Source organism: Kitasatospora sp. NPDC022856, from assembly GCF_055561235.1.
Map to the genome: position 1 here is coordinate 23,592 of NZ_JBVHHE010000020.1, position 22,665 is coordinate 46,256.

Genomic DNA, 22,665 nt, shown 5'->3' on the forward strand with positions numbered 1-22,665 from the left:
CGGGACCGACGAGCGGAGACCGTGCGATGGCGCAGGCGCACACGGCCGGCAGCGGTCCCGTGCAGGTCCCCCGGCGCCGTACCCGGGGCCCGGTCCGCGCACTGCTCGCGATGCTGCTCACCGCGCTGGTGGTCGGCGGCGCGGTCCCGTACGTGGCCGGGCCCGGGCGGGAGTACTTCAGCTACCTGGTGCTGGCCGAGCGGCAGGACGCGTCCGGCGCCGCCCGGGCCGGTGCCGAGGCGCGTGCCGCCGGCGGGCAGGTCGTCCAGGAGTACCCCCAGATCGGGGCGGTCCTCGCGTACGCCGCCGGCGGCTTCGCCGACAAGGTCCGGGACCGGCCCGGAGTGGCCGCGGTGGGCGCCACCCGGACCTCACCGGTGCCGAGCCCGCCCCGCCCGCTGGACGGCGCCGGCGACTTCGGCGCCGGGGCCGGCGGCGACCGGGCGGGGTCGGACAGCGCGGACGACGCCACCCCCACCGTGGCCGACCCGGGCGAGCGCGACGCCTGGAACCTCGCGATGCTCGGCAGCGGCGGCGGCCCGTCCGCCGACACCACCGCCACCCTGCTACGCGGTCCCGGCACCGGACCGGGCGCCCCCTCCGCCGACGCGCTGCGCCGGGTGCTGGTCGCCGTGCTCGACTCGGGCGTCGACGACACCCATCCGGACCTGCGCGCGGCCGTGGACCCGAAGAGCTCCGCCTCCTGCGCGGACGGCCGCCCGGACGCCCGGACCGGCGCCTGGCGGCCCGACCCCGGGGTCGGCGAGAGCGGCCACGGTACGCACGTCGCCGGGATCGTCGGCGCGGCCCGGGACGGCCACGGCGTCAGCGGCGTCGCGCCAGGGGCCCGGATCGCCGCCGTCCGGCTGCTCGGGTCGCTGGGGCAGTACTACGCGGAGAACATCGTCTGCGGCATGCTCTGGGCCGCCGACCACGGTGCCAAGGCGATCAACAACAGCTACTTCGCCGACCCCTGGAAGTACAACTGCCCGGAGGACGGCGACCAGGCCGCGCTGACCGCCGCCGTTGCCCGGGCCGTCGACTACGCCCGGCGCAAGGGGGCGGTGGTGGTGGCCTCGGCCGGCAACGACGGGCAGGACCTCGGGGCCGCCCGCACCGACGACCGCAGCCCCAACGACCGCAGCTCCGGCCCGGCCCGGACCCGCTACGTCGGGACGGAGTGCGTCCGGCTCCCCGGCGAACTCCCCGGGGTGGTCACGGTGACCGCCGTCAACCGGGACGGCCACCCGTCCGCCTACTCCAACTTCGGGCGCGGCAAGGTCTCGCTGGCCGCCCCCGGCGGCGACCCGGACGGCGGCCCGCAGGGGGCGGTGGTCTCCGACTGGCCCGGCGGCCAGTACGCCGCGCTGGCCGGCACCTCGATGGCCGCGGCCCATGTGACCGGCGCGGTGGCGGTGGCCGCCGCGCTGCACCCGGACTGGGACTCGGACCGGCTCGCGACCCTGCTGGCCACCACCGCGGCCGCCGCCTGCCCGCCCGGCCCGTACGCCTGCGGCGACCGCCAGTACTACGGCGCGGGGACGCTCGCGCTGCCGCACTGAGCGGGCGGGGCCTGCGCCGAGCGGCGGGCCCGCGCCGGGCTGGGGGGCCGCCGAAAATCGGGTGACGGGCGCCGCGCCGTGGGCGAGGATCGGGGGATGACCGTCCACCTCACCACCGAGCGGCTGGTGCTGCGCCGCTTCACCCCCGCCGACGTCGACCACCTGGTGGAGCTGGACGGCGACCCCGAGGTGATGCGCCACCTCACCGGCGGCCGGGCCACCCCGCGCGAGGTGGTCGAGCGGGAGCTGCTGCCGCTCTACTTCGACCACTACCGGCGGTACGGCGACCTCGGCTGGTGGGCCGCCGAGGAGCGGGCCGGCGGGGCCTTCCTGGGCTGGTTCGAGTTCCGCCCGACGGACCGGCGGGACCGCGGCGAGGTCGAGCTCGGCTACCGGCTGCGCCGGCCGGCCTGGGGCCGCGGCTACGCCACCGAGGGGGCCCGGGCGCTGATCCGCCGGGGCTTCAGCGAGCTCGGCGTGCGCCGGGTGGTGGCGTACACGATGACGGTCAACCGCGGCTCGCGGCGGGTGATGGAGAAGGCCGGGCTCCACTTCGTCCGGACCTTCCACGAGGAGTACCCGGAGGCGATCCCGGGCTCGGAGCACGGGGAGGTCGAGTACGCGCTGGAGGCGGCCGACTGGACGCCCTGAAGCCTCCGGTCCGGTCCGGGATACTGGTGGGCATGAGGCTGACCGAATTCTGGCGACGGATGTACGCACACTTCGGGGAGGCGTACGCGGAGTCCTTCGCCACCGACCACGTGATGAGCGAGCTGGGCGGGCGGACGGTGCGGCAGGCCCTGGACGCGGGCTGGGAGGCCAAGGACGTCTGGCGGACGGTCTGCGAGAACCAGGGCGTCTCCGCAGTGCTCCGCTGAACCGGTGCCCGGTGCCCGGTGGGGTGTCGGGCATGGGACAGACTGTCCGAGTGACAAGCAGCGCAGAACCGCAGAATTCGGACAGGTCGGCGCAGGTCGCCGACGAGGCCGCGGGCCGGCGGCCCGAACACCGCGACGGCACCGACCGGGAGCCCGCCCGCGACTGCGCGCCGGCCCCGGCCGACGGGCTCCTGGGGACCGGCATGCCGCGCTGGCTGCCCCGCGCCATGGTGCTGGCGCTGGTCATGGTCGGGCTGTTCCAGCTCGCCGACTGGGCCTTCCACCAGCTGATCGACCTCTTCGTGATGCTGCTGGTCGCCTTCTTCCTCTCGCTGGCGCTGGAGCCGGCCGTCGACCGGATGGCGGCCCGGGGGGTGCGCCGGGGCGTCGGCACCTTCCTGGTCTTCGTGGCGGTGGCGGTCGCGGTGGGCGGGTTCCTGGCCGCGCTCGGCACCCTGCTGGTCGACCAGGTGGCGAAGATCGCCGGGGACCTGCCGCACCTGCTCGACAACCTGATCCACTGGATCAACCAGACCTTCCACCAGGACCTCTCGCTGGACGAGCTGCAGAAGAAGCTGCTCAAGGACTCCGGGGCGATCGAGACCTACGCGCAGCAGGCCGCCGACAACGTGTGGGGCGTCTCCTCGACCCTGATCGGCGGGCTGTTCCAGGCCTTCACGGTCGGGCTCTTCACCTTCTACTTCACCGCGGACGGCCCCCGGGTGCGCCGCACGGTCTGCTCGCTGCTGCCGCCCGCCAAGCAGGGCGAGGTGCTGCGGGCCTGGGAGATCGCGCTGGCGAAGACCGGCGGCTACCTCTACTCGCGGGCGCTGCTCGCGGTCGCCTCGGCACTCGCGCACTGGGTGATGTTCGCGCTGCTGGACCTGCCGTACTCGGCGGCGCTGGCGGTCTGGGTGGGCGTCATGTCGCAGTTCGTGCCCACCATCGGGACGTATCTGGCCGGCGCGCTGCCGGTGCTGGTCGCGCTCACCGTGGAGCCGGTGGACGCGCTCTGGGTGCTGGCGTTCGTGGTCGTCTACCAGCAGATCGAGAACTACCTGCTGCACCCCCGGATCACCGCCAGGACGGTGGACGTGCACCCGGCGGTGGCCTTCGGCTCGGTGATCGCGGGCGCGGCGCTGCTCGGCGCGGTGGGCGCGCTGATCGCCATCCCGGCGGCCGCCACCCTGCAGGGCTTCGTCGGCACCTACGTGCGGCGGTACGAGGTGGCCACCGATCCGCGGATCGACCGGGGGGCCCAGCGGCGGGCCCGGCGGGAGCTGCGCCGGAAGGCGGCGCGGCGGCTGCGGCGGATGGTCGGCGCGGGGGTGGGGCCGGACGGCGTCGCGGGCGGGGAGGACGCGGGCGGCCGTGACGCCGGGCGGGACTCCGGGCGGGGCGGGGGCCCGGGCCGGGGCGGCGAGGAGTAGCGCCGGGGCCGGCGGTCGACCGTTCGGACGGGACCGGTCGGGCCGGGCCCACCTGCGCCACTTGAATCGAACAGGTGTTCTTTGTACTCTCCGGCGAAGAGTTTTCCACAGGGTCGAGCCCGGTCGGGGCCGATTGTCAGTGGGACGCGCTAGCGTCGAGAACGATGAAGCGCACAGCACAGAACCCGAGGGTGGAAGCCATGGCAGGTACGGACCGCGAGAAGGCTCTTGAGACCGCACTCGCCCAGATCGAGCGGCAGTTCGGCAAGGGCTCGGTGATGCGCCTCGGCGAGAAGGCCAACGAGCCGATCGACGTGATCCCCACCGGGTCCACCGCCCTGGACGTCGCCCTCGGGGTCGGCGGCATCCCGCGCGGCCGGGTGGTCGAGATCTACGGCCCCGAGTCGTCCGGAAAGACCACGCTGACCCTGCACCTGGCGGCCAACGCCCAGCGGGCCGGCGGCACGGTCGCGTTCGTCGACGCGGAGCACGCGCTCGACCCGGACTACGCGAAGAAGCTCGGCGTGGACACCGACGCCCTGCTGGTCAGCCAGCCGGACACGGGTGAGCAGGCCCTGGAGATCACCGACATGCTGATCCGCTCCGGCGCGATCGACCTGGTGATCATCGACTCCGTCGCGGCGCTCGTCCCGCGCGCGGAGATCGAGGGCGAGATGGGTGACTCGCACGTCGGTCTGCAGGCCCGTCTGATGAGCCAGGCGCTGCGCAAGATCGCCGGTGCGCTGAACCAGTCGAACACCACCGCGGTGTTCATCAACCAGCTCCGCGAGAAGATCGGCGTCATGTTCGGCTCGCCGGAGACGACGACCGGTGGCCGCGCGCTGAAGTTCTACGCCTCCGTCCGGCTCGACATCCGCCGGATCGAGACCCTGAAGGACGGCACCGAGGCGGTCGGTAACCGCACCCGGGTGAAGGTCGTCAAGAACAAGGTGGCCGCGCCGTTCAAGCAGGCCGAGTTCGACATCCTGTACGGCGTGGGCATCAGCCGCGAGGGCGGCCTGATCGACATGGGCGTCGAGCACGGGTTCATCCGCAAGTCGGGCGCCTGGTACACCTACGAGGGCGACCAGCTCGGCCAGGGCAAGGAGAACGCCCGCAACTTCCTGCGGGACAACCCGCAGCTCGCCGACGAGATCGAGCGGAAGATCAAGGCCAAGCTCGGCATCGGCCCGAAGACGGCGGAGCCGGCCGAGGGCGAGGCGCCGGCCGCCGGTGCCGACGCCGCTGCCGAGGGCGGGGCCAAGCCGATCACCGCGACCGCCGCCAAGACGGCCGCGGCGAAGAAGACGACGGCGGCGGCCAAGGCCTGAGTCATTGATGCAGCACAGCAGGGCGGTGGACGGCGGCCCGGCGGGCCCGGAGGACGACGACTACGGCCCGCCGGACTGGTTCGCCGCAGTGGCCGAGCCGGAACCGGGGCCGGAGCCGGAGTTCGAACCGGATCCGGCCCCGGGGCCCGGACCGCGGCCCGGGCGGGGCGTGCCGCCCGGCCGGGTCGGGCGGCGGGGTGCCCCCGACGGCGCGAGCGGTCCGGACGGCTTGGACGACGCGCTCGGGCTGGTGTCCGCGTCCGAGCTGCCGACGGGTCGGCGCCGGCGCCGTTCGGCGCTGGTGGAGGAGACGGCTCCCGGCCATCCGGCCGGGGGAGGGGCGGCCGGTCACGGGGGTGCGGCCGCCCCTGTCTCCCGCACCAGCCCGGCCGATCTCGCCGACCCGGCCGACGCGGCCGAGGAGGGCGGGCGCGCCGGGCGGGGCGCAGGTGCCCGTCGCACGCGGGGACGCGCGCGGGGGGAGCGCGCCGAGGGCGAAGGGCGCAAGGGCGCCCGGGGTGCCCGGGCGGCGAAGCCCGAGGAGTCGGTCGACCCCGAGGCCCGGGCGCGGGACATCTGCCTGCGCCTGCTCACCGGCGCCGCCAAGTCCCGCAAGCAGCTGGCCGACGCCCTGCGCCGGCGGGAGATCCCGGACGAGGTCGCCGACGGGGTGCTCACCCGGCTGGAGGAGGTCGGGCTGATCGACGACGCGGCGTTCGCCCAGGCCTGGGTGGAGTCCCGGCACGCCGTTCGCGGTCTCTCCAGGCGGGCGCTGGCCCAGGAGTTGCGGACCAAGGGGGTCGCCGGCGACCTGGTCGAGCAGGCCGTCGCGCAGCTGGACTACGACGACGAGACCGAGGCGGCCCGGGCCCTGGTCGAACGCAAGCTGCGGGTGACCAGGGGCCTGGAGCGGCAGGCCCGGACGCGGCGTCTGGTCGGCGTGCTGGCCCGGCGCGGCTACTCCGAGGGGCTGGCCTTCCGGGTGGTCCGGGAGGTCCTGGACGCGGAGGCGGCCGACGGCGGTCCGGATGGAGAGGACGTGGACGGAGGACCCGGTTCCGGGTGGGAATGACGGCCCCGCTGTGGAGGAGTTCGCCAACTACCTGGCCAGTCTTGACCGTTTCGTAACCTGCGCTTAGCCTCGCACTCAGTGCGGGTAACGCGTCGATCACTCCCCGGCCGTGCCGCGGGCAGGCATGCCCGGGCCCGGTCTCGGTTGGTCCCGGGCGGCGTGGCGCGCAGGACGGGGAGTGGGCAGGATGAGGATCGCGCTGAGCGCCGGACCGGTCGTCCCCCTGCTGTCGGCCGCGGTGCTGGTCGCCGTCGTGGCGGCGGCCTGGCTGACGGTCGGGCGCCTGCGGGTCGCGCAGCGGCGGGCCACGGCCGAGACCGAGCGGGCCCGGCGCCGGGCCGAGGAGCAGTCCGCGCGGTTGCGGGCCGAACTCGACCGGCGCGAGGAGCGGTTGACCGAGGAGCTGAGCCGCCTCCGGGCCCGCGAGGGTGAACTCGACGACCGCTCGACCGCGTTGGAGCGGTCCCGGATCCAGGCCGACGAACTGCTGCGGCGCCGGGCGGCGGAGCTGGAGCGCGCCGCCGGACTCTCGGCCCCCGAGGCCCGGGCCCAACTCGTCCGGGAGGCCGAGGCCGAGGCGCGGCGGGAGGCGGCCGTCTCCGTCCGCGAGATCGAGCGGGCGGCCAAGGAGGAGGGCGAGCAGCGGGCCCGGGAGATCGTCGCGGGGGCGATCCAGCGGCTGGCGAGCGAGCAGACGGCCGAGACGGCGGTGTCGCTCTTCCGGCTGCCCAACGAGGAGATGAAGGGGCGGATCATCGGCCGGGAGGGCCGCAACATCCGCGCCTTCGAGGCGGTCACCGGCGTCAATCTGATCATCGATGACACCCCGGTCTCGGTGCAGCTGTCCTGCTTCGACCCGGTCCGCCGGGAGACCGCCCGGCTCACCCTGGAGCAGCTGGTCGAGGACGGCCGGATCCACCCGATGCGGATCGAGGACGTCCACGAGCGCAGCCGCGAGGAGGTCGAGCGGCGCTGCGTCCGGGCCGGTGAGGACGCGCTGCTGTCGGCCGGCGTCGGCGGGCTGCACCCGGAGCTGGTGCGCACCCTGGGGACGCTGCGCTACCGGGCCTCGTACGGGCAGAACGTGCTGGGGCACCTGGTGGAGTCGGCGCACCTGGCCGGGATGATGGCCGCCGAGCTCGGGGTGGACCCGGCGCCGGTGCGCCGTTCGGCGCTGCTGCACGACATCGGCAAGGCGCTGACGCACGAGGTCGAGGGCAGTCACGCGGCGATCGGGGCGGACTTCGCCCGCCGGTACGGCGAGTCGGCGGACGTGGTGCACGCGATCGCGGCGCACCACGGCGAGGTGGAGCCGAGGACGGTCGAGGCGGTGCTGACCCAGGCCGCCGACGCCTGCTCGGGCGGCCGTCCGGGGGCGCGCAAGGAGTCGCTGGAGGTCTACGTGCGCCGGCTGGAGCGGCTGGAGGAGATCGCCCGGGCGCACGAAGGGGTGGCCAAGGTGTACGCGATGCAGGCCGGCCGCGAGGTGCGGGTGATGGTGCGGCCGGAGGTGGTGGACGACCTCGGGGCGCAGGTGATCGCCCGCGAGGTCGCCAAGCAGGTGGCGGAGGAGTTGACCTACCCGGGCCAGATCCGGGTCACGGTGGTGCGGGAGAGCAGGGTCACCGAGGTGGCCCGCTAGGCGAGTCCGCCGGGCGCGGCGTCGCGCCGGAGACCTGTCGGGGCGCGGCGGCCCCGGCGCCCGCCCCGGGACCGGAGCCGGTCCCGCGGGCGGATTCGGTGCCGGTGTCGCGGCCGGGACGATCGGGTTCCTGGTCCGGCTCGGCACCGCCGGCCAGGGTCGGCGGCCCGCCCCGGGCGCGCTCGGCCAGCGCGAGGAGCTCGTCCGCCGCGGCGCCCTGGGTGACCCCGACCAGATGGCCGTCCGGCCGGATCAGCAGCACGGTGTGCGGTCCGGCTCCGGGGTACTCCTCGGTGACCAGCACCTCGGCCGGCACCGGCAGGGCCGCGGCGACCTCGGCCAGCCGGGGCATCAGCCCGGCGCCGAGCCAGTGTTCGGCGGACCAGACGGCGGTGCCGGGGGCGACCAGCAGCAGCAGGAAGGAGGCACCGAGCCGGGCGTGCAGCTGGTCCGGCGTGCCGTCGGCGGTGAGCACCGGCAGGTCCGGGACGAGCACGCCGGGCGAGGTGGCGGGCAGCAGTTCGCTGAGCGAGGTCGCGTCGCGCCGGCCGCGCTGCACCGGGACCCGCCCGGGCACGCCGCTGGGCGCCGCCGGGTAGGCGGGAGCGCCGCCGAAGCGGCCGGTGCCGAGCTGGCCGTCGGCGAGCAGCGGCGCGTGCTTGCGGAACGAGCCGGAGAGCAGCGAGCGCCGGGTGGCCTGCCAGCCGCGCAGCGGGCGCAGCAGCGGCATGGCCTGGTCGACGGCGCGCAGCCGGGCGCCGACCGCGCCGCGCCGCTCGGCCTCGTACCCGTCGAGCAGCGAGCCGCCGGGCTGGGGGCCGCCGGTGTGCAGATGCCAGGCGAGGGCGAGGCGCCAGGCGAGGTTGTCGGCGTCGCGCAGGCCGTCGGCGAGGTTCTGCATGCCGAGGGCGCCGTGCAGGTGGGCGGCGTCGCCGGCGAGGAAGCAGCGGCCGCTGCGGAACCGGGCGGCGAGGCGCTGCTGGGCGGTGTGGTCGGCGGCGGCGAGCAGCTCGTACCGGGGCAGCTCGCCGCACCAGCCGGTCAGGGTCGCGGTGACTCGGGTGAGCAGGGTGTCGCCGGTGACGACGCCGGGCCAGGTGGCGTGCGGGTCGACGGGTTCGCTGGGGACCGGCCGGCCGGGGGGCAGCCGCCAGTCGAGGCGCCAGACGCCGTCCGGCAGCGGTCGGGCGGAGGCCTCGCGGTCGCCGCGCCACGGGGGCTCGCGGTGCAGCCGGGCCTCGGTGAAGGGCAGGTCGACCCGGACGGTGGCGACGGCGTTGCGGTCGACGGCCGGCCGGCCGGGGAAGCGGATTCGCAGCAGCTTCCGGACGGCGGAGCGGGCTCCGTCGCAGCCGACCAGGTGGCTGCCGCGCCACCAGGTCTCGGTGCCGTCCTGCGGGTTGCGGGTGCGGACGCTGACGCCGTCGCGGTCCTGGGCGAGTTCGGTGACGCGGCTCAACGGCACCAGCCGCACCAGCGGGGTGCCGGTCAGGGCGTCGCGCAGGCCGCGCTGGAGGCGGTGCTGGGGCAGGTGGAGGACGGGGGTGTCGGCCAGGTCGATCCGCAGCACCTCCTGGCGGCGGCGCCAGATGGTGAAGGCGTCCCACCGGGCGGCGTCCGAGACGGCCCGCGGGTAGCCGATCCTGGTCAGGAAGGCGGCGGTGTCGGCCCCGAGCACGACGCTGCGAGGGCCCTCGGGGCAGAGCCCGGAGCCCTCGTCCAGGACGACGGTCGGCACCTCGTGCCGGGCGAGGGCGAGGGCCAGGGCCAGACCGACCGGTCCGGCCCCGACCACGATCACCGGGTCCATGCCGGGCCCTCCGCGCAGCGGCCGGCCGGGCGGGCGGAGCCGCGCACCCCCGGGGCCGGGCAGGCCGACGAGGGGGCGTCATATGCCGCGAGGATGGTCCCGGATGGTGTCACGAAGAGCAATGCAACAGTTCGCCTGCGTGTCCGTCAAGCAGCAGCTGATGTGCGCCGGTTCGCGCCGCGGCGGCCGCGTGCCTCGATCCACCGGGCGAGCGCGGTGAGCAGCAGGCACATCGCGATGTAGATGGGCCCGATCACCAGGACCACGGGGATGTAGGGGAAGCCCGCGGCGTTGAGCGGCTGACTGGCGATCGCCTTACCGACGAACAGCAGCTCGTGGTACGTGATGATGAAGCCGAGCGAGGTGTCCTTGAGGGTGACGACCAGCTGGCCGATCATCGTGGGCAGCATCGAGCGGACCGCCTGCGGCACCAGGATGGTCGTCATCACCTGGGTCTTGCGCAGGCCGAGCGCGAACGCGGCCTCGCCCTGACCGCGCGGCACGGCGTTGACGCCGCTGCGGATGATCTCCGCCTGCACGGAGCCGTTGTAGAGCGTGAGCCCGATCACCAGGGCCCACATCGGCTCCTTGGCGAAGAAGGCGTAGTAGAGCGCGACGATCAGGATGAGCAGCGGCATCGCCCGGAAGAACTGGACGAAGGAGACCGCCGCCCAGCGGACCGGCTTGTGGTCGGAGAGCTGTCCGGCCGCCAGCAGCGCGCCCAGGGCCAGCGAGCCGACCGCGGCCAGCCCGAAGGCCTCCAGGGTGGCCAGCAGGCCGTCGACGATCCGCTGCTGGACGGTGTTGTACTGGAAGGCGTCCCAGAGCTGGGCGTCGAACTGGCCGTTGGAGGCCAGGCTGGCGATCGCGTACCAGAGCAGGCCGGCGATCGCGAGCAGCGACAGCACCCCGAACAGCCGGTACCGCGTGCGGGCCCGGGGGCCCGGGGCGTCGTAGAGGACGCTGGCCGTGGAGGAGCGGGTGAAGAGGGCGTTCATCGGGCCACCGCCAGTCGGTCTTCCAGGAAGCGGAACAGCAGGGCGACGACGGCGCTGATCACCAGGTAGGCGCAGGCCACCCAGAAGAAGATCGCGAAGATCGAGTAGCCGTCCTCGGAGAACGACTGCTGCGCGCTGTACAGCTCGCTGACGCTGAAGGCGCCGGCGATCGCCGAGTTCCTCGGCAGGGCGATGAAGACGCTGCTCAGCGGTGCCAGCACCGTCCTGGCGGCCTGCGGCAGGACGATGCTGGTCAGGGTCTGACCGAAGGTCATGCCGAGGCTGCGGGCGGCCTCGGCCTGGCCGAGCGGCACGGTGTTGATGCCCGAGCGGAGCACCTCGCAGACGAACGAGGCCGTGTAGCTGCCCAGCGCCAGCACCGCGAAGGTGAGGTGGCTGAAGTGCACGCCGAGCGGCGGGAGCCCGAACGTGACGGCGAAGAACAGCACCGTCAGCGGGGTGTTGCGGAAGAGCGTCACCCAGGCCGTGCCGAAGCCGCGCAGCGCGGGTATGGGGGAGACCCGGAAGGCCGCCAGCAGGGTGCCCAGCAGCAGGGCGAGCAGTGCGCTGAGCGCGCTCAGCTCGATCGTCTGCAGGAAGCCGTCGCGGAACAGCGCGAAGTTGCCGTCCTCGAACAGGAAACCCATCCGGCGGCCCTCCTCTCAGGAGTGGTCAGGAACGGTGGTCGGCGGGCGGTCAGTACCGCTCAAGGGCCGGCGGGGTGGGCGCGGCCGAGCCGGAGAGGCCGAGGGTGGCGTCGTACGCCTTCTTCCAGTCGCCGTTGTCCTGGTGCGCCTTCAGGGCGTCGCTGATGGCGCCCCGCAGGGCGGCGTCGTCCTTGTTCAGGCCCACGCCGTAGTTCTCCTTGGTGAACGGCTTGCCGACCACCTTGAGCTTGGGCGCGTACTTGGAGGCGTAGCCCTTGAGGATGGCGTCGTCCGTGGTGACGGCGTCGACCTCGCCCGACAGCAGCTTCTCGACGCAGGCCGAGTAGGTGTCGAACTGGGTGATCTTCGGCGAGTACTGCTGGATGTTCTTGATCGAGGTGGAGCCGGTGGCGGTGCAGATGTTCTTGCCGTTGACCGACTCCGGGCCGGTGATTGAGGTGTTGTCCGCCTTGACCAGGAAGTCCTGGCCGGCGATGAAGTACGGGCCGGCGAAGGACACCGTCTTCTTGCGCTCGTCGTTGATGCTGTAGGTGCCGACGTAGAAGTCGATCTGGCCCTTGGAGATCGCGGGCTCGCGCTGCGAGGAGACCAGGGTCTGCCACTTGATCTGCTGCGGGGTGAAGCCGAGGTCCGCGGCGACCATCTTGGCGATCTCGATGTCGAAGCCGCTGCGGTCGCCGCTGGCGAGGTCCTCGAAGCCGAGGAACGGCTGGTCGGACTTGGCGCCGATGATCAGCTGGCCGCGCTTCTTGGCCTCGGCGAAGATCGCGGAGTCCACCTTCGCGTCGGTCTTGACGGTGTAGGTGGGCAGCTTGGGGGCGGTGCTGCCGCTGGCGGCGGCGTCACCGGGGGTGCCGTCCTTGCCACAGGCGGCGGTGGCGGTGAGCGCGATGGCACAGAGCGCGACGGCGATGGTGCGACGAGTCCTCATGAGGGTGGTTCTCCTCGGGGCTGGGCCACGGTTCAACCGGGCTCTGGCGACAGGAAGGTGGCCGGGCGGACGTGACCGGCGCCGGCGACCTTGCCGTCGCCGACCGGTGGTCCGTCCGGAAGCTCAGTGGTGCAGGATCTTCGAGAGGAAGTCCTTCGCGCGGTCGCTGCGCGGCGCGGTGAAGAAGGCCTCGGGGGTGTTCTGCTCGACGATTCGGCCGTCGGCCATGAAGAGCACGCGGTTGGCGGCGGAGCGGGCGAAGCCCATCTCGTGGGTGACGACGACCATCGTCATGCCGTCGGCGGCCAGCTGGCGCATGACCTCCAGCACCTCGTTGATCATCTCCGGGTCGAGCGCCGAGGTGGGCTCGTCGAAGAGCATCACCTTCGGGTTCATCGCCAGTGCCCGGGCGATCGCGACGCGCTGCTGCTGGCCGCCGGAGAGCTGCGCCGGGAACTTCGACGCCTGCGCCCCGACCCCGACCCGCTCCAGCAGCTCCTGGGCGGTCCGCACCGCCTTCTCACGGGCGATCCCGCGCACCTTGACCTGGCCGAGCACCACGTTCTCCAGCACGGTCTTGTGCGCGAAGAGGTTGAAGCTCTGGAACACCATGCCGACCTCGGCGCGCAGCTTGGCCAGCTCCCGGCCCTCGGCGGGCAGCGGCCGGCCGTCGATGGTGATCGTGCCGGAGTCGACGGTCTCCAGCCGGTTGATCGTCCGGCAGAGCGTGGACTTGCCAGAGCCGGAGGGGCCGATCAGCACCACCACCTCGCCCTGGGCGATCTCCAGGTCGATGTCCTGGAGGACGTGAAGGGCACCGAAGTGCTTGTTCACCCCGTTCAGCACCACCAGCGGAGCGGTCGCGGCGGCGCTGGAGTCCTTGATCAGGCTCTCGGTCATCGCGCCTGCTCCTCGTGTCGGCCCCCGGAGTCGAACTCCCTTGGGCGGCAGTGATGGTAGGAACCGGGGGCCTCGGCCGGCGGAGCCTCGGCCCCCGGTGGGGTGACCATAGGAGCGATGACGATGCCACGTCAGCCGATCTGAGCGGAACTTGAGGATCACGATCCGGCCACATGCCCGGCAAGTGCCGTTCACACCGGGAAACAGGAGGGCACCGTGACAGCGGGCACCCGCACCGCCGCACGCCGTCCCCGGCGGTCCCGGGGCGTGGCCGAGCCTGGCGTCCGGCGCTCCGCTGGCCCATACTGCGCAGGACCGGGACCTGCCCGGTGGGGCCCGTGAACACCACGTGACACCCCGGGGAACGTCGGGGGGAGGAGGAACGATGCGACTGCTGCTCGTCGAGGACGACGAACGTGTGGCCGCCGCGCTGGTCGCGGTCCTGGGCCGGCACGGCTTCCAGGTCAGGCACGCCCGCAGCGGGCACGAGGCGCTCGACGCGCTGGTGCCGGACGGCAACGACCCGTACCGGGTGGTCCTGCTCGACCTCGGCCTGCCCGACCGGGACGGCTTCGAGGTCTGCAGCCGGATCCGGGCCGGCAGCGGCGTGCCCGTGATCATGGTGACCGCCCGCGCCGACATCCGCTCCCGGATCCACGGCCTCAACCTCGGTGCCGACGACTACGTCACCAAGCCCTACGACATGGGCGAGTTGCTCGCCCGGATCCACGCCGTGGCTCGGCGCGGCGCGGCACCCGCAGCCGCCGCGGTGCCCGCCCCCGACGTCGTACCGCAGCAGGGCGGGCCGCTGGAGTCCCGCGGCATCCTGATCGACCGCGAGCGCCGCCGGGTCAGCGTGGACGGCCGGGACGTCCCGCTCACCCGCAAGGAGTTCGACCTGCTGGCGCTGCTCGCGCAGAGCCCCGGCGTGGTCTACCGCCGCGAGCAGATCTTCAGCGAGGTCTGGCGCAGCGGCTGGGAGGGCAACGGCCGCACCCTGGAGGTGCACATCGGCTCGCTGCGCACCAAGCTCGCGCTGCCCGGGCTGGTCGAGGCCGTCCGCGGCGTCGGCTACCGGCTGATCCCCGAGAGCCCGGCCGCCGCCGGGTCCGCCGCGACGGCCGCGGCGCAAGCCCCCCAGGCCCGCGCGGAGCACTGACCGCACGTGCGTACCCGCCTGCTCGGGATCCTGCTCGCCCTGATGCTCTGCGTACTGGCCGCTCTCGGGCTGCCGCTCGCCGCGGCGGTCGCGGCCGCCGAGCAGAGCCGGGTGGTCGTCGACCGGCTCGACGACGCCGCCCGGTTCGCCCAGGACCTGCCCACCTCGGGCGTCTCCGGGCTGGAGTCCGCCCTCAAGGGGGAGTCCCAGCCCGCTCCCGGCGACCTCAGCCGTCGGCACGCGCTGGACGCCGAGGTGGCGCGCTACCACGACCTCTACGGCGTGCGGCTCGGCATCTTCCAGCGCGACGGCCTGCCGATCGCCACCGCCCCCGAGGACTGGCGGGTACCCGCCGGCGGCTGGGGCGAGCAGGCCTTCCAGGAGGCCCTGGACGGGCGGCGCAGCCACAACCCGCCGCAGGTCTGGCCGTGGACCCCCGACCGGACCCTGACCATCGCCACCCCGGTGGTCCGGGACGGCGACGTGGTCGCCGTGGTGCTCAGCGAGTCCCCGACCGGGCCGATGCGCACCCGGGTGCTGCACCGCTGGCTGGTGATCGGGGCCGGCGAGGCCGCCGCGATGATCGTCGCGGTGCTGCTGGCCGTCCGGCTCACCGAGTGGGTGCTGCGGCCCGTCCGGACTCTCGACCGGGCCACCCACGACATCGCCACCGGCCGGATGAACGCCCGGGTGGCGCCCGGCGGCGGGCCGCCCGAACTGCAGCGCCTGGCCCGCTCGTTCAACGACATGGCCGACCATGTGGTGCTCGCCCTGGACCAGCAGAAGGCCTTCGTCGCGGACGCCTCGCACCAGCTGCGCAACCCGCTGGCGGCGCTGCTGCTGCGGGTCGAGGTGCTGGGCCTGGAGCTGCCCGAGGGGCACGACGAGGAGCTCGGCAGGGTCCGGGAGGAGGGCGTCCGGCTGGCCCGGGTGCTGGACGACCTGCTGGGCCTGGCCACCGCCGAGCACGCCCGCCCCGAGCCGGAGCCGACCGACCTGGTCGCGCTCACTCTGGCCCGGGCGGACGCCTGGCGGCCGGTGGCCCAGCAGCGCGGGATCGAGCTCGGCTGGGAGGGCCCGGCGCTCGCCCTCGGCATGGCCGACCCGATCGGCTTCGGCAGCGCGCTGGACGCCGTGGTCGACAACGCGCTCAAGTTCGGCCCGGCCGGCAGCCGGGTCCGGGTGCTGGTGGCGGTGCGGCGCGACGAGGTCGCGGTGACCGTCTCGGATGCCGGGCCGGGGCTCGCCGAGGAGGAGCTGGCCCGGGCCGGCGACCGGTTCTGGCGCAGCGCGCGTCACCAGAACGTGGACGGCTCGGGGCTCGGGCTCTCGATCGCCCGCACCCTGCTGCTGGCCGCCGGCGGCTCGCTCACCTTCGCCCCGGTCCGGCCGACCGGCCTCGCGGTGACGCTGGCGGTGCCGCGGGCGGGCAAGAAGCTCTGACGGCCGGGGCCGGGGCCGGGGCGGTTCGGGGCCCCGGGGGTCCGGGCCTCGCGGTGTCAGGACCTCACGGCTTCACCGAGCGGTAGTAGCGCATCGCGCCCTCGTGCAGCGGGAGCGGGTCGGTGTAGACGGCGGTGCGCAGGTCGACCAGCTGGGCGGCGTGGACCTGGGCGCCGATCTGGTCACGGCTGTCTATCACCGCCCGGGTCATCCCCTGCACCAGGTCGGTGTCCACGTCCTCGCGGGTGATCAGCAGGTTGGGCACGGCCACCGTGGCGACGGCGTCCTTGGGCTCGGCGTTGGGGTAGGTGCCCTTCGGCATGGTGGCCGCCCGGTAGGCGTCGGTGCCGCCGCCCTCGACCTTGTGCACGGCCTCGGCGAGGTCGCCGAGCGGTACGAGCCTGATCCCGATGTGGTCGGACAGGTCGGTCAGCGCGCTGGTCGGCAGCCCGCCGGACCAGAAGAAGGCGTCCAGCTTGCCGGCCCGCAGCTGGTCGGCGGCGTCGCCGACGCCCAGCATGACCGGCGTGATGTCGTGGTCCGGGTCGAGGCCGGCCGAGGAGAGCAGCCGTCTGGTCACCAGGTTCACCCCGGACAGGGCCTGCCCGACGCCGACCCGCTTGCCCTTGAGGTCGGCCGTCCGGCGCACCGTCGAGTCGGCGGGGACGATCAGCTGGAGGTAGTCGTCGTAGAGCCGGGCGATGGCCCGCAGCCGGTCCTTGCCGGGGCCGGAGTACTCGGCGACGGCGTCGGCGGTCGCGATCGCGAAGTCGTCCTGGCCGCTGGTGACCCGGGCCAGGTTGTCGATCGAGCCCTGCGAGTTGTCCAGCCGCAGCCGCACCCCCGGCATCGCCCTGGCGACGTGGGTCTGCAGCAGTTGCCCGTACCGGTCGTAGACGCCGCGCTGGACCCCGGTGGCGAAGCCGGTCTCGCCGCGCGGGTAGTCGGGCGTGCGGCCCGCCGAGAGCCACCAGCCGCCGAACCCGGCCGCCACCAGCACCAGGACCAGCAGCGTCCGCCACAGCGGGCTGCGGGCGGCGGCGCGGAGGGCGCCGCCGGGGCGGGGATCGGGGGAGGGGGCCATGCAGGGATAGTGCCAGGCGCGGGCGGCGAACGGGAGGGGCGCAGGCCGGGGCGGGTGGCGGCCGGCGCCCGGAGAGCGGGCGGGCGGCGCCCGGGCGGGCGGGGAAAAGCCCTTCGCGGGTGCCCGTACCCTGGTTGGGTGAGCGGTGAGAGCGGATTGAAGAGCTACAAGGTCGTCACGTACGGCTGCCAGATGAACGTCCACGACTCCGAGCGGCTGTCCGGGCTGCTGGAGGACGCCGGGTACGTGAAGGCAGGGCAGGACGGCGACCCGGACCTGGTCGTGTTCAACACCTGCGCGGTGCGCGAGAACGCCGACAACAAGCTGTACGGCAACCTCGGGCAGCTGGCGCCGGTGAAGAGCCGCCACCGGGGCATGCAGATCGCCGTCGGCGGCTGCCTGGCGCAGAAGGACCGCGACACCATCGTCCGCAAGGCCCCCTGGGTCGACGTGGTGTTCGGCACCCACAACATCGGGCACCTGCCCGCGCTGCTGGAGCGGGCCGCGGTCGAGCGCAAGGCCCAGGTCGAGATCCTGGAGTCGCTGGAGACCTTCCCGTCCACGCTGCCCACCCGCCGCGAGTCCGCGTACGCCGCGTGGGTGGCCATCTCGGTCGGCTGCAACAACACCTGTACGTTCTGCATCGTCCCCGCGCTGCGCGGCAAGGAGGAGGACCGCCGCCCGGGCGACGTCCTCGCCGAGATCGAGGCGCTGGTCGGCGAGGGCGTCATCGAGGTCACCCTGCTGGGCCAGAACGTCAACGCCTACGGCTCCGACCTGGGCGACCGCGAGGCGTTCTCCAAGCTGCTGCGCGCCGCCGGGCAGATCGAGGGCCTGGAGCGGATCCGCTTCACCTCGCCGCACCCGCGGGACTTCACCGACGACGTGATCGCCGCGATGGCCGAGACCCCGAACGTGATGCACCAGCTGCACATGCCGCTGCAGTCCGGCTCGGACACCGTGCTCAAGGCGATGCGCCGCTCGTACCGGCAGGAGCGCTTCCTCGGCATCATCCGGAAGGTGCGCGAGGCGATGCCGGACGCGGCCATCTCCACCGACATCATCGTGGGCTTCCCCGGCGAGACCGAGGAGGACTTCGAGCAGACCATGCACACCGTGCGCGAGGCCCGCTTCACCAACGCCTTCACCTTCCAGTACTCCAAGCGCCCCGGTACCCCGGCCGCCGAGATGGAGAACCAGGTGCCGAAGGCCGTCGTGCAGGCCCGCTACGACCGGCTGATCGCGCTCCAGGAGGAGATCTCCTGGGAGGAGAACAAGAAGCAGGTCGGACGCACCCTGGAGATCCTGGTCGCCGAGGGCGAGGGCAAGAAGGACGACCGGACCGACCGGCTCTCCGGCCGCGCGCCCGACAACCGGCTGGTGCACTTCACCCGGCCCGCCGAGCCGGTGCGCCCGGGCGACACGGTGACCGTCGAGATCACCTACGCCGCCCCGCACCACCTGCTGGCCGAGGGCCCGACCCTCGGGGTGCGCCGCACCCGGGCCGGCGACGCCTGGGAGAAGCGCCAGGCGGCCCCGGCGGCCAAGCCGGCCGGCGTGATGCTCGGCCTGCCCACCATCGGCGCCCCGGCGCCGGTGGCGGCCCCCGCGGCGGGCGGCTGCTGCGGCGACTGACCGGCGCTCCTTCGACGGCCCGGCGGGATCTCGGATCCCGCCGGGCCGCCGTCGTCCCCGGCCGAACGGCCGTCCTTCTTCGTTAGAGTGATCCACATGCTGGTTGCCGCCGCCGTCTGCCCCTGTCCGCCGCTGCTCGTCCCGGAGGTCGCCGCCGGCGCCGCCGCCGAGCTGGAGCCGCTGCGCGCGGCCTGCGACGAGGCGCTCGCCGCGCTGCTCGCGGCCGGACCGGAGCTGGTCTTGGTGGTCGGGACCGGTCCCGAGCCCGAGGTCTGGACCGAGGGCGGCGCGGGCTCCTTCCACCGGTACGGCGTGCCGCTGGCGGCCAAGCTGCCGTCCGGCCGGGTCGAGGGGCCGGAGCTGAGCCCCGCGCTGACCGTCGGCGCCTGGCTGCTGGAGCGGGCCGGGGCCACCGTGCCGACGCACGCCTGCGCGGTGCCCGCCGACGCGCCGGCCGACCGGATGCTCGGGCTGGGCCAGGGGCTGGCCGGGCTGGCCGACCGGGTCGGGCTGCTGGTGATGGGCGACGGCAGCGCCTGCCGCTCGCTGAAGGCGCCGGGCTACCTGGACGAGCGGGCCGAGGGCTTCGACGCGGTGATCGCGGACGCGCTGGGCTCGGCGGACACCGCGGCGCTGGCCGCCGTCGACCCGGGCCTGGCCGGCGAGCTGCTGGCCGAGGGCCGGGCCCCCTGGCAGGTGCTGGCCGGCGCCGCCGGGGGCGCCGGCCTCACCGCGCGGCTGGGCTACCGGGACGCGCCGTACGGGGTCGGGTACTTCGTCGCGTCCTGGAGCTGAGACCGGGCCCGGCGAGCGGCCCGGCGAGCGACCCGGGAGCGGGCCGGGATCAGGCGGACGGGCCGCCGGCACCGGGAGCGCCGGGAGCCCCTGGAGCGCCCGGGTCGCCGGGCTTGTGGGCGAAGTCGTCGACCGCCCCCTTGGCCTTGCTGGCGCCGTGCTCGATCTTGTCGCTGTACTTGCCCTTGGTCGCCTTGTCGATCGCGCCGCCGGCCTTGTCCACCACCTGCTCGATCTGCTCGCTGTGCTTGCCGGCCAGTTCGCTCGCCTTCCCCTTGAGCTCGCCGGCCTTGCCCTTGAGGTTGTCCATCAGACCCATGGTGGTCTCACCGTTCCTTCTGTTTCCTGCTCAACGTCCGTCGTGGCCGAACCGTTCGCAGCCCGGTGCAAACGGCCGGAACCGCTCATATCGTCGCCCGGTGGGGCCGGACGGACGGGGAGGTCACCGGCGCGGCGACGGTTTTGCGAGACTGGTCCGGTGAGCAGCTCCCGTACCGTCCAGCCCCATGCCGCCCCGCCGCGCGTCGTCTCGGTGGTGGGCGCGACCGCCGCCGGCAAGTCCGACCTGGCCGTCGCCCTCGCCCGGGCCCTGGGCGGCGAAGTGATCAACACCGACTCGATGCAGCTCTACCGGGGCATGGACATCGGTACGGCCAAGCTCACCCTGGCGGAGCGCGAGGGCGTCCCGCACCACCTGATGGACATCTGGGACGTGACCGAGGCCGCCAGCGTCGCCGAGTACCAGCGGCTGGCCCGGGCCGAGATCGACCGGTTGCTCGCGGCGGGCCGGACCGCCGTCCTGGTCGGCGGCTCGGGCCTGTACGTCCGGGCGGCGATCGACGAGATGGAGTTCCCCGGCACCGACCCGGAGGTCCGGGCCCGGCTGGAGGCCGAGCTGGCGCAGGCCGGCCCGTACGCGCTGCACCGGCGGCTGGCGGAGCTGGACCCGGCCGCCGCCGAGGCGATCCTGACCGGCAACGGCCGACGGATCGTCCGGGCGCTGGAGGTCATCGAGATCACCGGGCAGCCCTTCACCGCCAACCTGCCGAGCAACACCGCCGTCTACGACGCCGTCCAGATCGGCGTCGCGGTGCCCCGGCCCGAACTGGACGAGCGGATCGCCCTGCGGGTCGACCGGATGTGGCGGGCCGGACTCCTGGACGAGGTGCGGGAGCTGGAGGGGCTCGGCCTGCGTGAGGGCCGGACGGCCTCCCGGGCGCTCGGCTACCAGCAGGTGCTGGACCACTTCGCCGGCGAGTGCACCGAGGACGAGGCCCGTGCCGAGACCGTCCGGGCCACCAAGCGGTTCGCCCGCCGCCAGGAGTCCTGGTTCCGGCGCGACGAACGGATCCACTGGCTCTCCCGGCCGGCCGGCGCCGACCCCGCCGAGCTGCTCTCCCGCTCCATGGAGCTGATCGAGCGTCAGTAATCGGACGGGCCGTGGACGGGATCCGGCCAATCCGGCGGTGCAGCTGCGCGCGCAGGTGGGCGTGCAGGACGAACCCGCGGTTACGGCCGGATCACGTCATGGCCACGGATCACCCGATGGCCCCGGTCAGGCCCGGAACGCCCCCCTGGACATGCCATCATCGATGCCATAAGGGTCGGCCCCGGGCGGGTCGACCGTTGCCCGGCCGCGAGTCCGCACTCGTGTCGAACTGTCAGGGGAGGCCGCGTGTCAACGGGTACCGGCCCCGAAAGCGGTCAGAGCGGGAGCGCCACGGCTCAGGCCGACGGCCCCGACGCCTCCTCCCTGCCGGACCTGCCGGTGCTGGCGGGTCTCGACGGACCGACCTCCTACGCGCTCGCGCTGCCCGCCCTGGACACCAGCGCCCCGGCCGGAGCGGTGCACGAGCGGGAGATCCGGCCGCGCCGCCGGCTGCGCTGGTGGCAGACCCTGCCGATCGCGCTGCTGGGCACCGCCGGCTCGCTGATGTTCGCCTTCCCGCTCGCCTTCGGCTCGGCCGGGGCCGGCTCCGCGATGGTCGGCATGCTCGGTCTGCTGCTCACCGCGGCCTCGGTCGGCTGGGGCGCGATGGCCGCCCGGCACGCCGGGTACAAGTGGCCGGGGCTGCCGCGTCGCGGCTCGGGCCGGCGCGCCGGGTGGAAGGCGATCGTGATCTACACCCTGGTCGCCCTGGTCGCCTGCGCGCTCGCGCTGTGGCGGGTCGTCCACCTGCGCTGACCGCCACCGCCCGCCGCCTCGGCGGGCGCGGTCCGCCTGCTGGTCCGCGGCGCTGCGGAGCGGGCCCGCTCAGTATGATCGGGAGGGTGAGCGAATCCTCCGTGACCCCCGTCGGCCTGCCCTTCCTGAAGGGGCACGGCACCCAGAACGACTTCGTCATCGTGCCCGATCCGGACGGCCTGCTGACGATCGGCCCCGAGGCGGTCGCCGCGCTCTGCGACCGCCGGGCCGGCATCGGCGGGGACGGGCTGCTGCGGGTGGTGCGCTCGGCCGCCGACCCGGTCGCGGCCGACCAGGCGGAGCAGGCCGAGTGGTTCATGGACTACCGCAACTCCGACGGTTCGATCGGCGAGATGTGCGGCAACGGGGTCCGGGTCTTCGCCCGCTACCTGGTCGAGGCCGGGCTGGCCGAGCCGGGCGAGCTGGCGGTGGCCACCCGGGCCGGCGTGCGGCGGGTGCGGGTGGGCGCGGACGCCGGGGACGGCACGCCCGGTCAGGTGACCGTGGACATGGGCCACGCGGTGCTGCCCGGACCGGACGGCATCGAGGTGGCGGTCGGCGAGCGGCGCTGGCCGGCCCGCAACGTGAACATGGGCAACCCGCACGCGGTGGCCTTCGTGGACAGCCTCGACCAGGCCGGCGACCTGCTGAGCGCGCCGCTCACCAGCCCCGCGAACGCCTACCCGGAGGGCGTCAACGTCGAGTTCGTGGTGGACCGCGGTCCGCGCCACGTCGCGATGCGGGTGCACGAGCGCGGCTCGGGCGAGACCCGCTCCTGCGGCACCGGGGCCTGCGCCGTCGCCGTGGCCGCCGCCCGGCGGGACGGTGTCGACCCGTCGGTCACCGGTGAGGCCGTCACCTACACCGTGGACGTGCTCGGGGGCCGGCTGGTGATCACCGAGTACCCGGACGGCCGGGTGGAGAAGACCGGTCCGGCGGTCATCGTGGCCCGCGGCGAGCTCGACCCGGGGTGGCTCGCCACCGCCCACCGGTAGGTCCGGTTCGAACAGGCCCTGGCAGGGCGGCCGGTTTGCCCATTTCGTGCGGTGATGAATCCCCCCGTTCGGGTGATCCCGATGACCGACGGGGAGCAGGGCGTCGCGGAACGTGCTCTGCTCGGTAGCATGGACCACCGGGTCGGC

21 protein-coding genes are annotated in these 22,665 nt (G+C 74.3%); 14 read left to right on the forward strand and 7 right to left on the reverse strand.

Going from position 1 to position 22,665, the window contains the following annotated elements:
• Nucleotides 1-26 precede the first annotated feature (26 nt).
• The 7 genes from ACZ34W_RS24725 (at nucleotide 27) to rny (ending at nucleotide 7,915) form a co-directional block, all read left to right on the forward strand.
• Entirely contained in the window at nucleotides 27-1,562 is a 1,536-nt protein-coding gene (locus ACZ34W_RS24725; RefSeq protein WP_465607136.1) for a S8 family peptidase, read from the forward strand.
• A gap of 96 nt (nucleotides 1,563-1,658) precedes the next feature.
• Nucleotides 1,659-2,213 carry a GNAT family N-acetyltransferase gene (locus ACZ34W_RS24730; RefSeq protein WP_329489813.1) on the forward strand — a complete coding sequence of 185 codons (555 nt, stop codon included), beginning with the start codon at nucleotides 1,659-1,661 and terminating at the stop codon, nucleotides 2,211-2,213.
• Nucleotides 2,214-2,245: 32 nt separating this feature from the next.
• Entirely contained in the window at nucleotides 2,246-2,440 is a 195-nt protein-coding gene (locus ACZ34W_RS24735; protein WP_329489814.1) for a DUF3046 domain-containing protein, read from the forward strand.
• A 203-nt stretch (nucleotides 2,441-2,643) separates the two neighbouring features.
• Entirely contained in the window at nucleotides 2,644-3,870 is a 1,227-nt protein-coding gene (locus ACZ34W_RS24740; protein ID WP_465607243.1) for an AI-2E family transporter, read from the forward strand.
• 200 nt (nucleotides 3,871-4,070) lie between these two features.
• A complete protein-coding gene (gene recA, locus ACZ34W_RS24745) occupies nucleotides 4,071-5,201 on the forward strand; it encodes a recombinase RecA (RefSeq protein WP_465607139.1) in 1,131 nt (376 codons plus the stop codon).
• 7 nt (nucleotides 5,202-5,208) lie between these two features.
• Complete coding sequence (locus ACZ34W_RS24750; RefSeq protein WP_465607141.1) at nucleotides 5,209-6,273, forward strand: regulatory protein RecX; 1,065 nt, start codon at nucleotides 5,209-5,211, stop codon at nucleotides 6,271-6,273.
• 187 nt (nucleotides 6,274-6,460) lie between these two features.
• A complete protein-coding gene (rny, locus tag ACZ34W_RS24755) occupies nucleotides 6,461-7,915 on the forward strand; it encodes a ribonuclease Y (RefSeq protein WP_465607143.1) in 1,455 nt (484 codons plus the stop codon).
• Here the strand turns inward: rny and ACZ34W_RS24760 are convergent.
• The 5 genes from ACZ34W_RS24760 to ACZ34W_RS24780 form a co-directional block, all read right to left on the reverse strand.
• Nucleotides 7,896-9,725: an FAD-dependent monooxygenase gene (locus tag ACZ34W_RS24760; RefSeq protein WP_465607145.1), complete on the reverse strand. Its 1,830-nt coding sequence runs from the start codon at nucleotides 9,723-9,725 to the stop codon at nucleotides 7,896-7,898. The genes rny and ACZ34W_RS24760 overlap by 20 nt on opposite strands.
• A gap of 146 nt (nucleotides 9,726-9,871) precedes the next feature.
• Nucleotides 9,872-10,723, reverse strand: coding sequence for an amino acid ABC transporter permease (locus ACZ34W_RS24765; RefSeq protein ID WP_329489818.1), 852 nt, complete (start codon nucleotides 10,721-10,723; stop codon nucleotides 9,872-9,874).
• A complete protein-coding gene (locus ACZ34W_RS24770; protein ID WP_329489819.1) occupies nucleotides 10,720-11,370 on the reverse strand; it encodes an amino acid ABC transporter permease in 651 nt (216 codons plus the stop codon). The genes ACZ34W_RS24765 and ACZ34W_RS24770 overlap by 4 nt, the downstream gene beginning before the upstream one ends.
• Nucleotides 11,371-11,419: 49 nt before the next feature.
• Nucleotides 11,420-12,322, reverse strand: a complete 903-nt coding sequence (locus ACZ34W_RS24775) for a glutamate ABC transporter substrate-binding protein (protein WP_465607148.1) — start codon at nucleotides 12,320-12,322, stop codon at nucleotides 11,420-11,422.
• Between the two features lie 123 nt (nucleotides 12,323-12,445).
• Nucleotides 12,446-13,222, reverse strand: coding sequence for an amino acid ABC transporter ATP-binding protein (locus ACZ34W_RS24780; protein WP_329489821.1), 777 nt, complete (start codon nucleotides 13,220-13,222; stop codon nucleotides 12,446-12,448).
• Between the two features lie 385 nt (nucleotides 13,223-13,607).
• Between ACZ34W_RS24780 and ACZ34W_RS24785 the strand changes: the two genes are divergently transcribed.
• Together ACZ34W_RS24785 and ACZ34W_RS24790 are read left to right on the forward strand one after the other, a co-directional pair.
• The gene (locus ACZ34W_RS24785) at nucleotides 13,608-14,381 is read left to right on the forward strand and encodes a response regulator transcription factor (protein WP_329489822.1); all 774 of its coding nucleotides are present in this window, start codon (nucleotides 13,608-13,610) and stop codon (nucleotides 14,379-14,381) included.
• A 6-nt stretch (nucleotides 14,382-14,387) separates the two neighbouring features.
• On the forward strand, nucleotides 14,388-15,824 hold the full coding sequence (locus ACZ34W_RS24790; protein WP_329489823.1) for a sensor histidine kinase: 1,437 nt from the start codon (nucleotides 14,388-14,390) through the stop codon (nucleotides 15,822-15,824).
• 64 nt (nucleotides 15,825-15,888) lie between these two features.
• On the opposite strand, the gene ACZ34W_RS24795 is transcribed toward ACZ34W_RS24790, so the two are convergent.
• Nucleotides 15,889-16,908, reverse strand: a complete 1,020-nt coding sequence (locus tag ACZ34W_RS24795) for a TAXI family TRAP transporter solute-binding subunit (protein ID WP_329489824.1) — start codon at nucleotides 16,906-16,908, stop codon at nucleotides 15,889-15,891.
• Nucleotides 16,909-17,046: 138 nt separating this feature from the next.
• Between ACZ34W_RS24795 and miaB the strand changes: the two genes are divergently transcribed.
• Together miaB and ACZ34W_RS24805 are read left to right on the forward strand one after the other, a co-directional pair.
• Nucleotides 17,047-18,543, forward strand: coding sequence for a tRNA (N6-isopentenyl adenosine(37)-C2)-methylthiotransferase MiaB (miaB, locus tag ACZ34W_RS24800; RefSeq protein ID WP_329489825.1), 1,497 nt, complete (start codon nucleotides 17,047-17,049; stop codon nucleotides 18,541-18,543).
• Between the two features lie 96 nt (nucleotides 18,544-18,639).
• Nucleotides 18,640-19,338: a class III extradiol dioxygenase subunit B-like domain-containing protein gene (locus tag ACZ34W_RS24805; RefSeq protein ID WP_465607153.1), complete on the forward strand. Its 699-nt coding sequence runs from the start codon at nucleotides 18,640-18,642 to the stop codon at nucleotides 19,336-19,338.
• Between the two features lie 49 nt (nucleotides 19,339-19,387).
• On the opposite strand, the gene ACZ34W_RS24810 is transcribed toward ACZ34W_RS24805, so the two are convergent.
• Nucleotides 19,388-19,657 carry an antitoxin gene (locus tag ACZ34W_RS24810; protein ID WP_465607155.1) on the reverse strand — a complete coding sequence of 90 codons (270 nt, stop codon included), beginning with the start codon at nucleotides 19,655-19,657 and terminating at the stop codon, nucleotides 19,388-19,390.
• Nucleotides 19,658-19,816: 159 nt separating this feature from the next.
• Here ACZ34W_RS24810 and miaA point away from each other — a divergent pair, with 159 nt between their 5' ends.
• The 3 genes from miaA (at nucleotide 19,817) to dapF (ending at nucleotide 22,518) form a co-directional block, all read left to right on the forward strand.
• Nucleotides 19,817-20,767, forward strand: coding sequence for a tRNA (adenosine(37)-N6)-dimethylallyltransferase MiaA (gene miaA, locus ACZ34W_RS24815; RefSeq protein WP_465607157.1), 951 nt, complete (start codon nucleotides 19,817-19,819; stop codon nucleotides 20,765-20,767).
• Between the two features lie 246 nt (nucleotides 20,768-21,013).
• Nucleotides 21,014-21,523 carry a hypothetical protein gene (locus ACZ34W_RS24820; protein ID WP_329489829.1) on the forward strand — a complete coding sequence of 170 codons (510 nt, stop codon included), beginning with the start codon at nucleotides 21,014-21,016 and terminating at the stop codon, nucleotides 21,521-21,523.
• A gap of 74 nt (nucleotides 21,524-21,597) precedes the next feature.
• Nucleotides 21,598-22,518: a diaminopimelate epimerase gene (dapF, locus tag ACZ34W_RS24825; RefSeq protein ID WP_465607160.1), complete on the forward strand. Its 921-nt coding sequence runs from the start codon at nucleotides 21,598-21,600 to the stop codon at nucleotides 22,516-22,518.
• The last annotated feature ends 147 nt before the right edge of the window (nucleotides 22,519-22,665 follow it).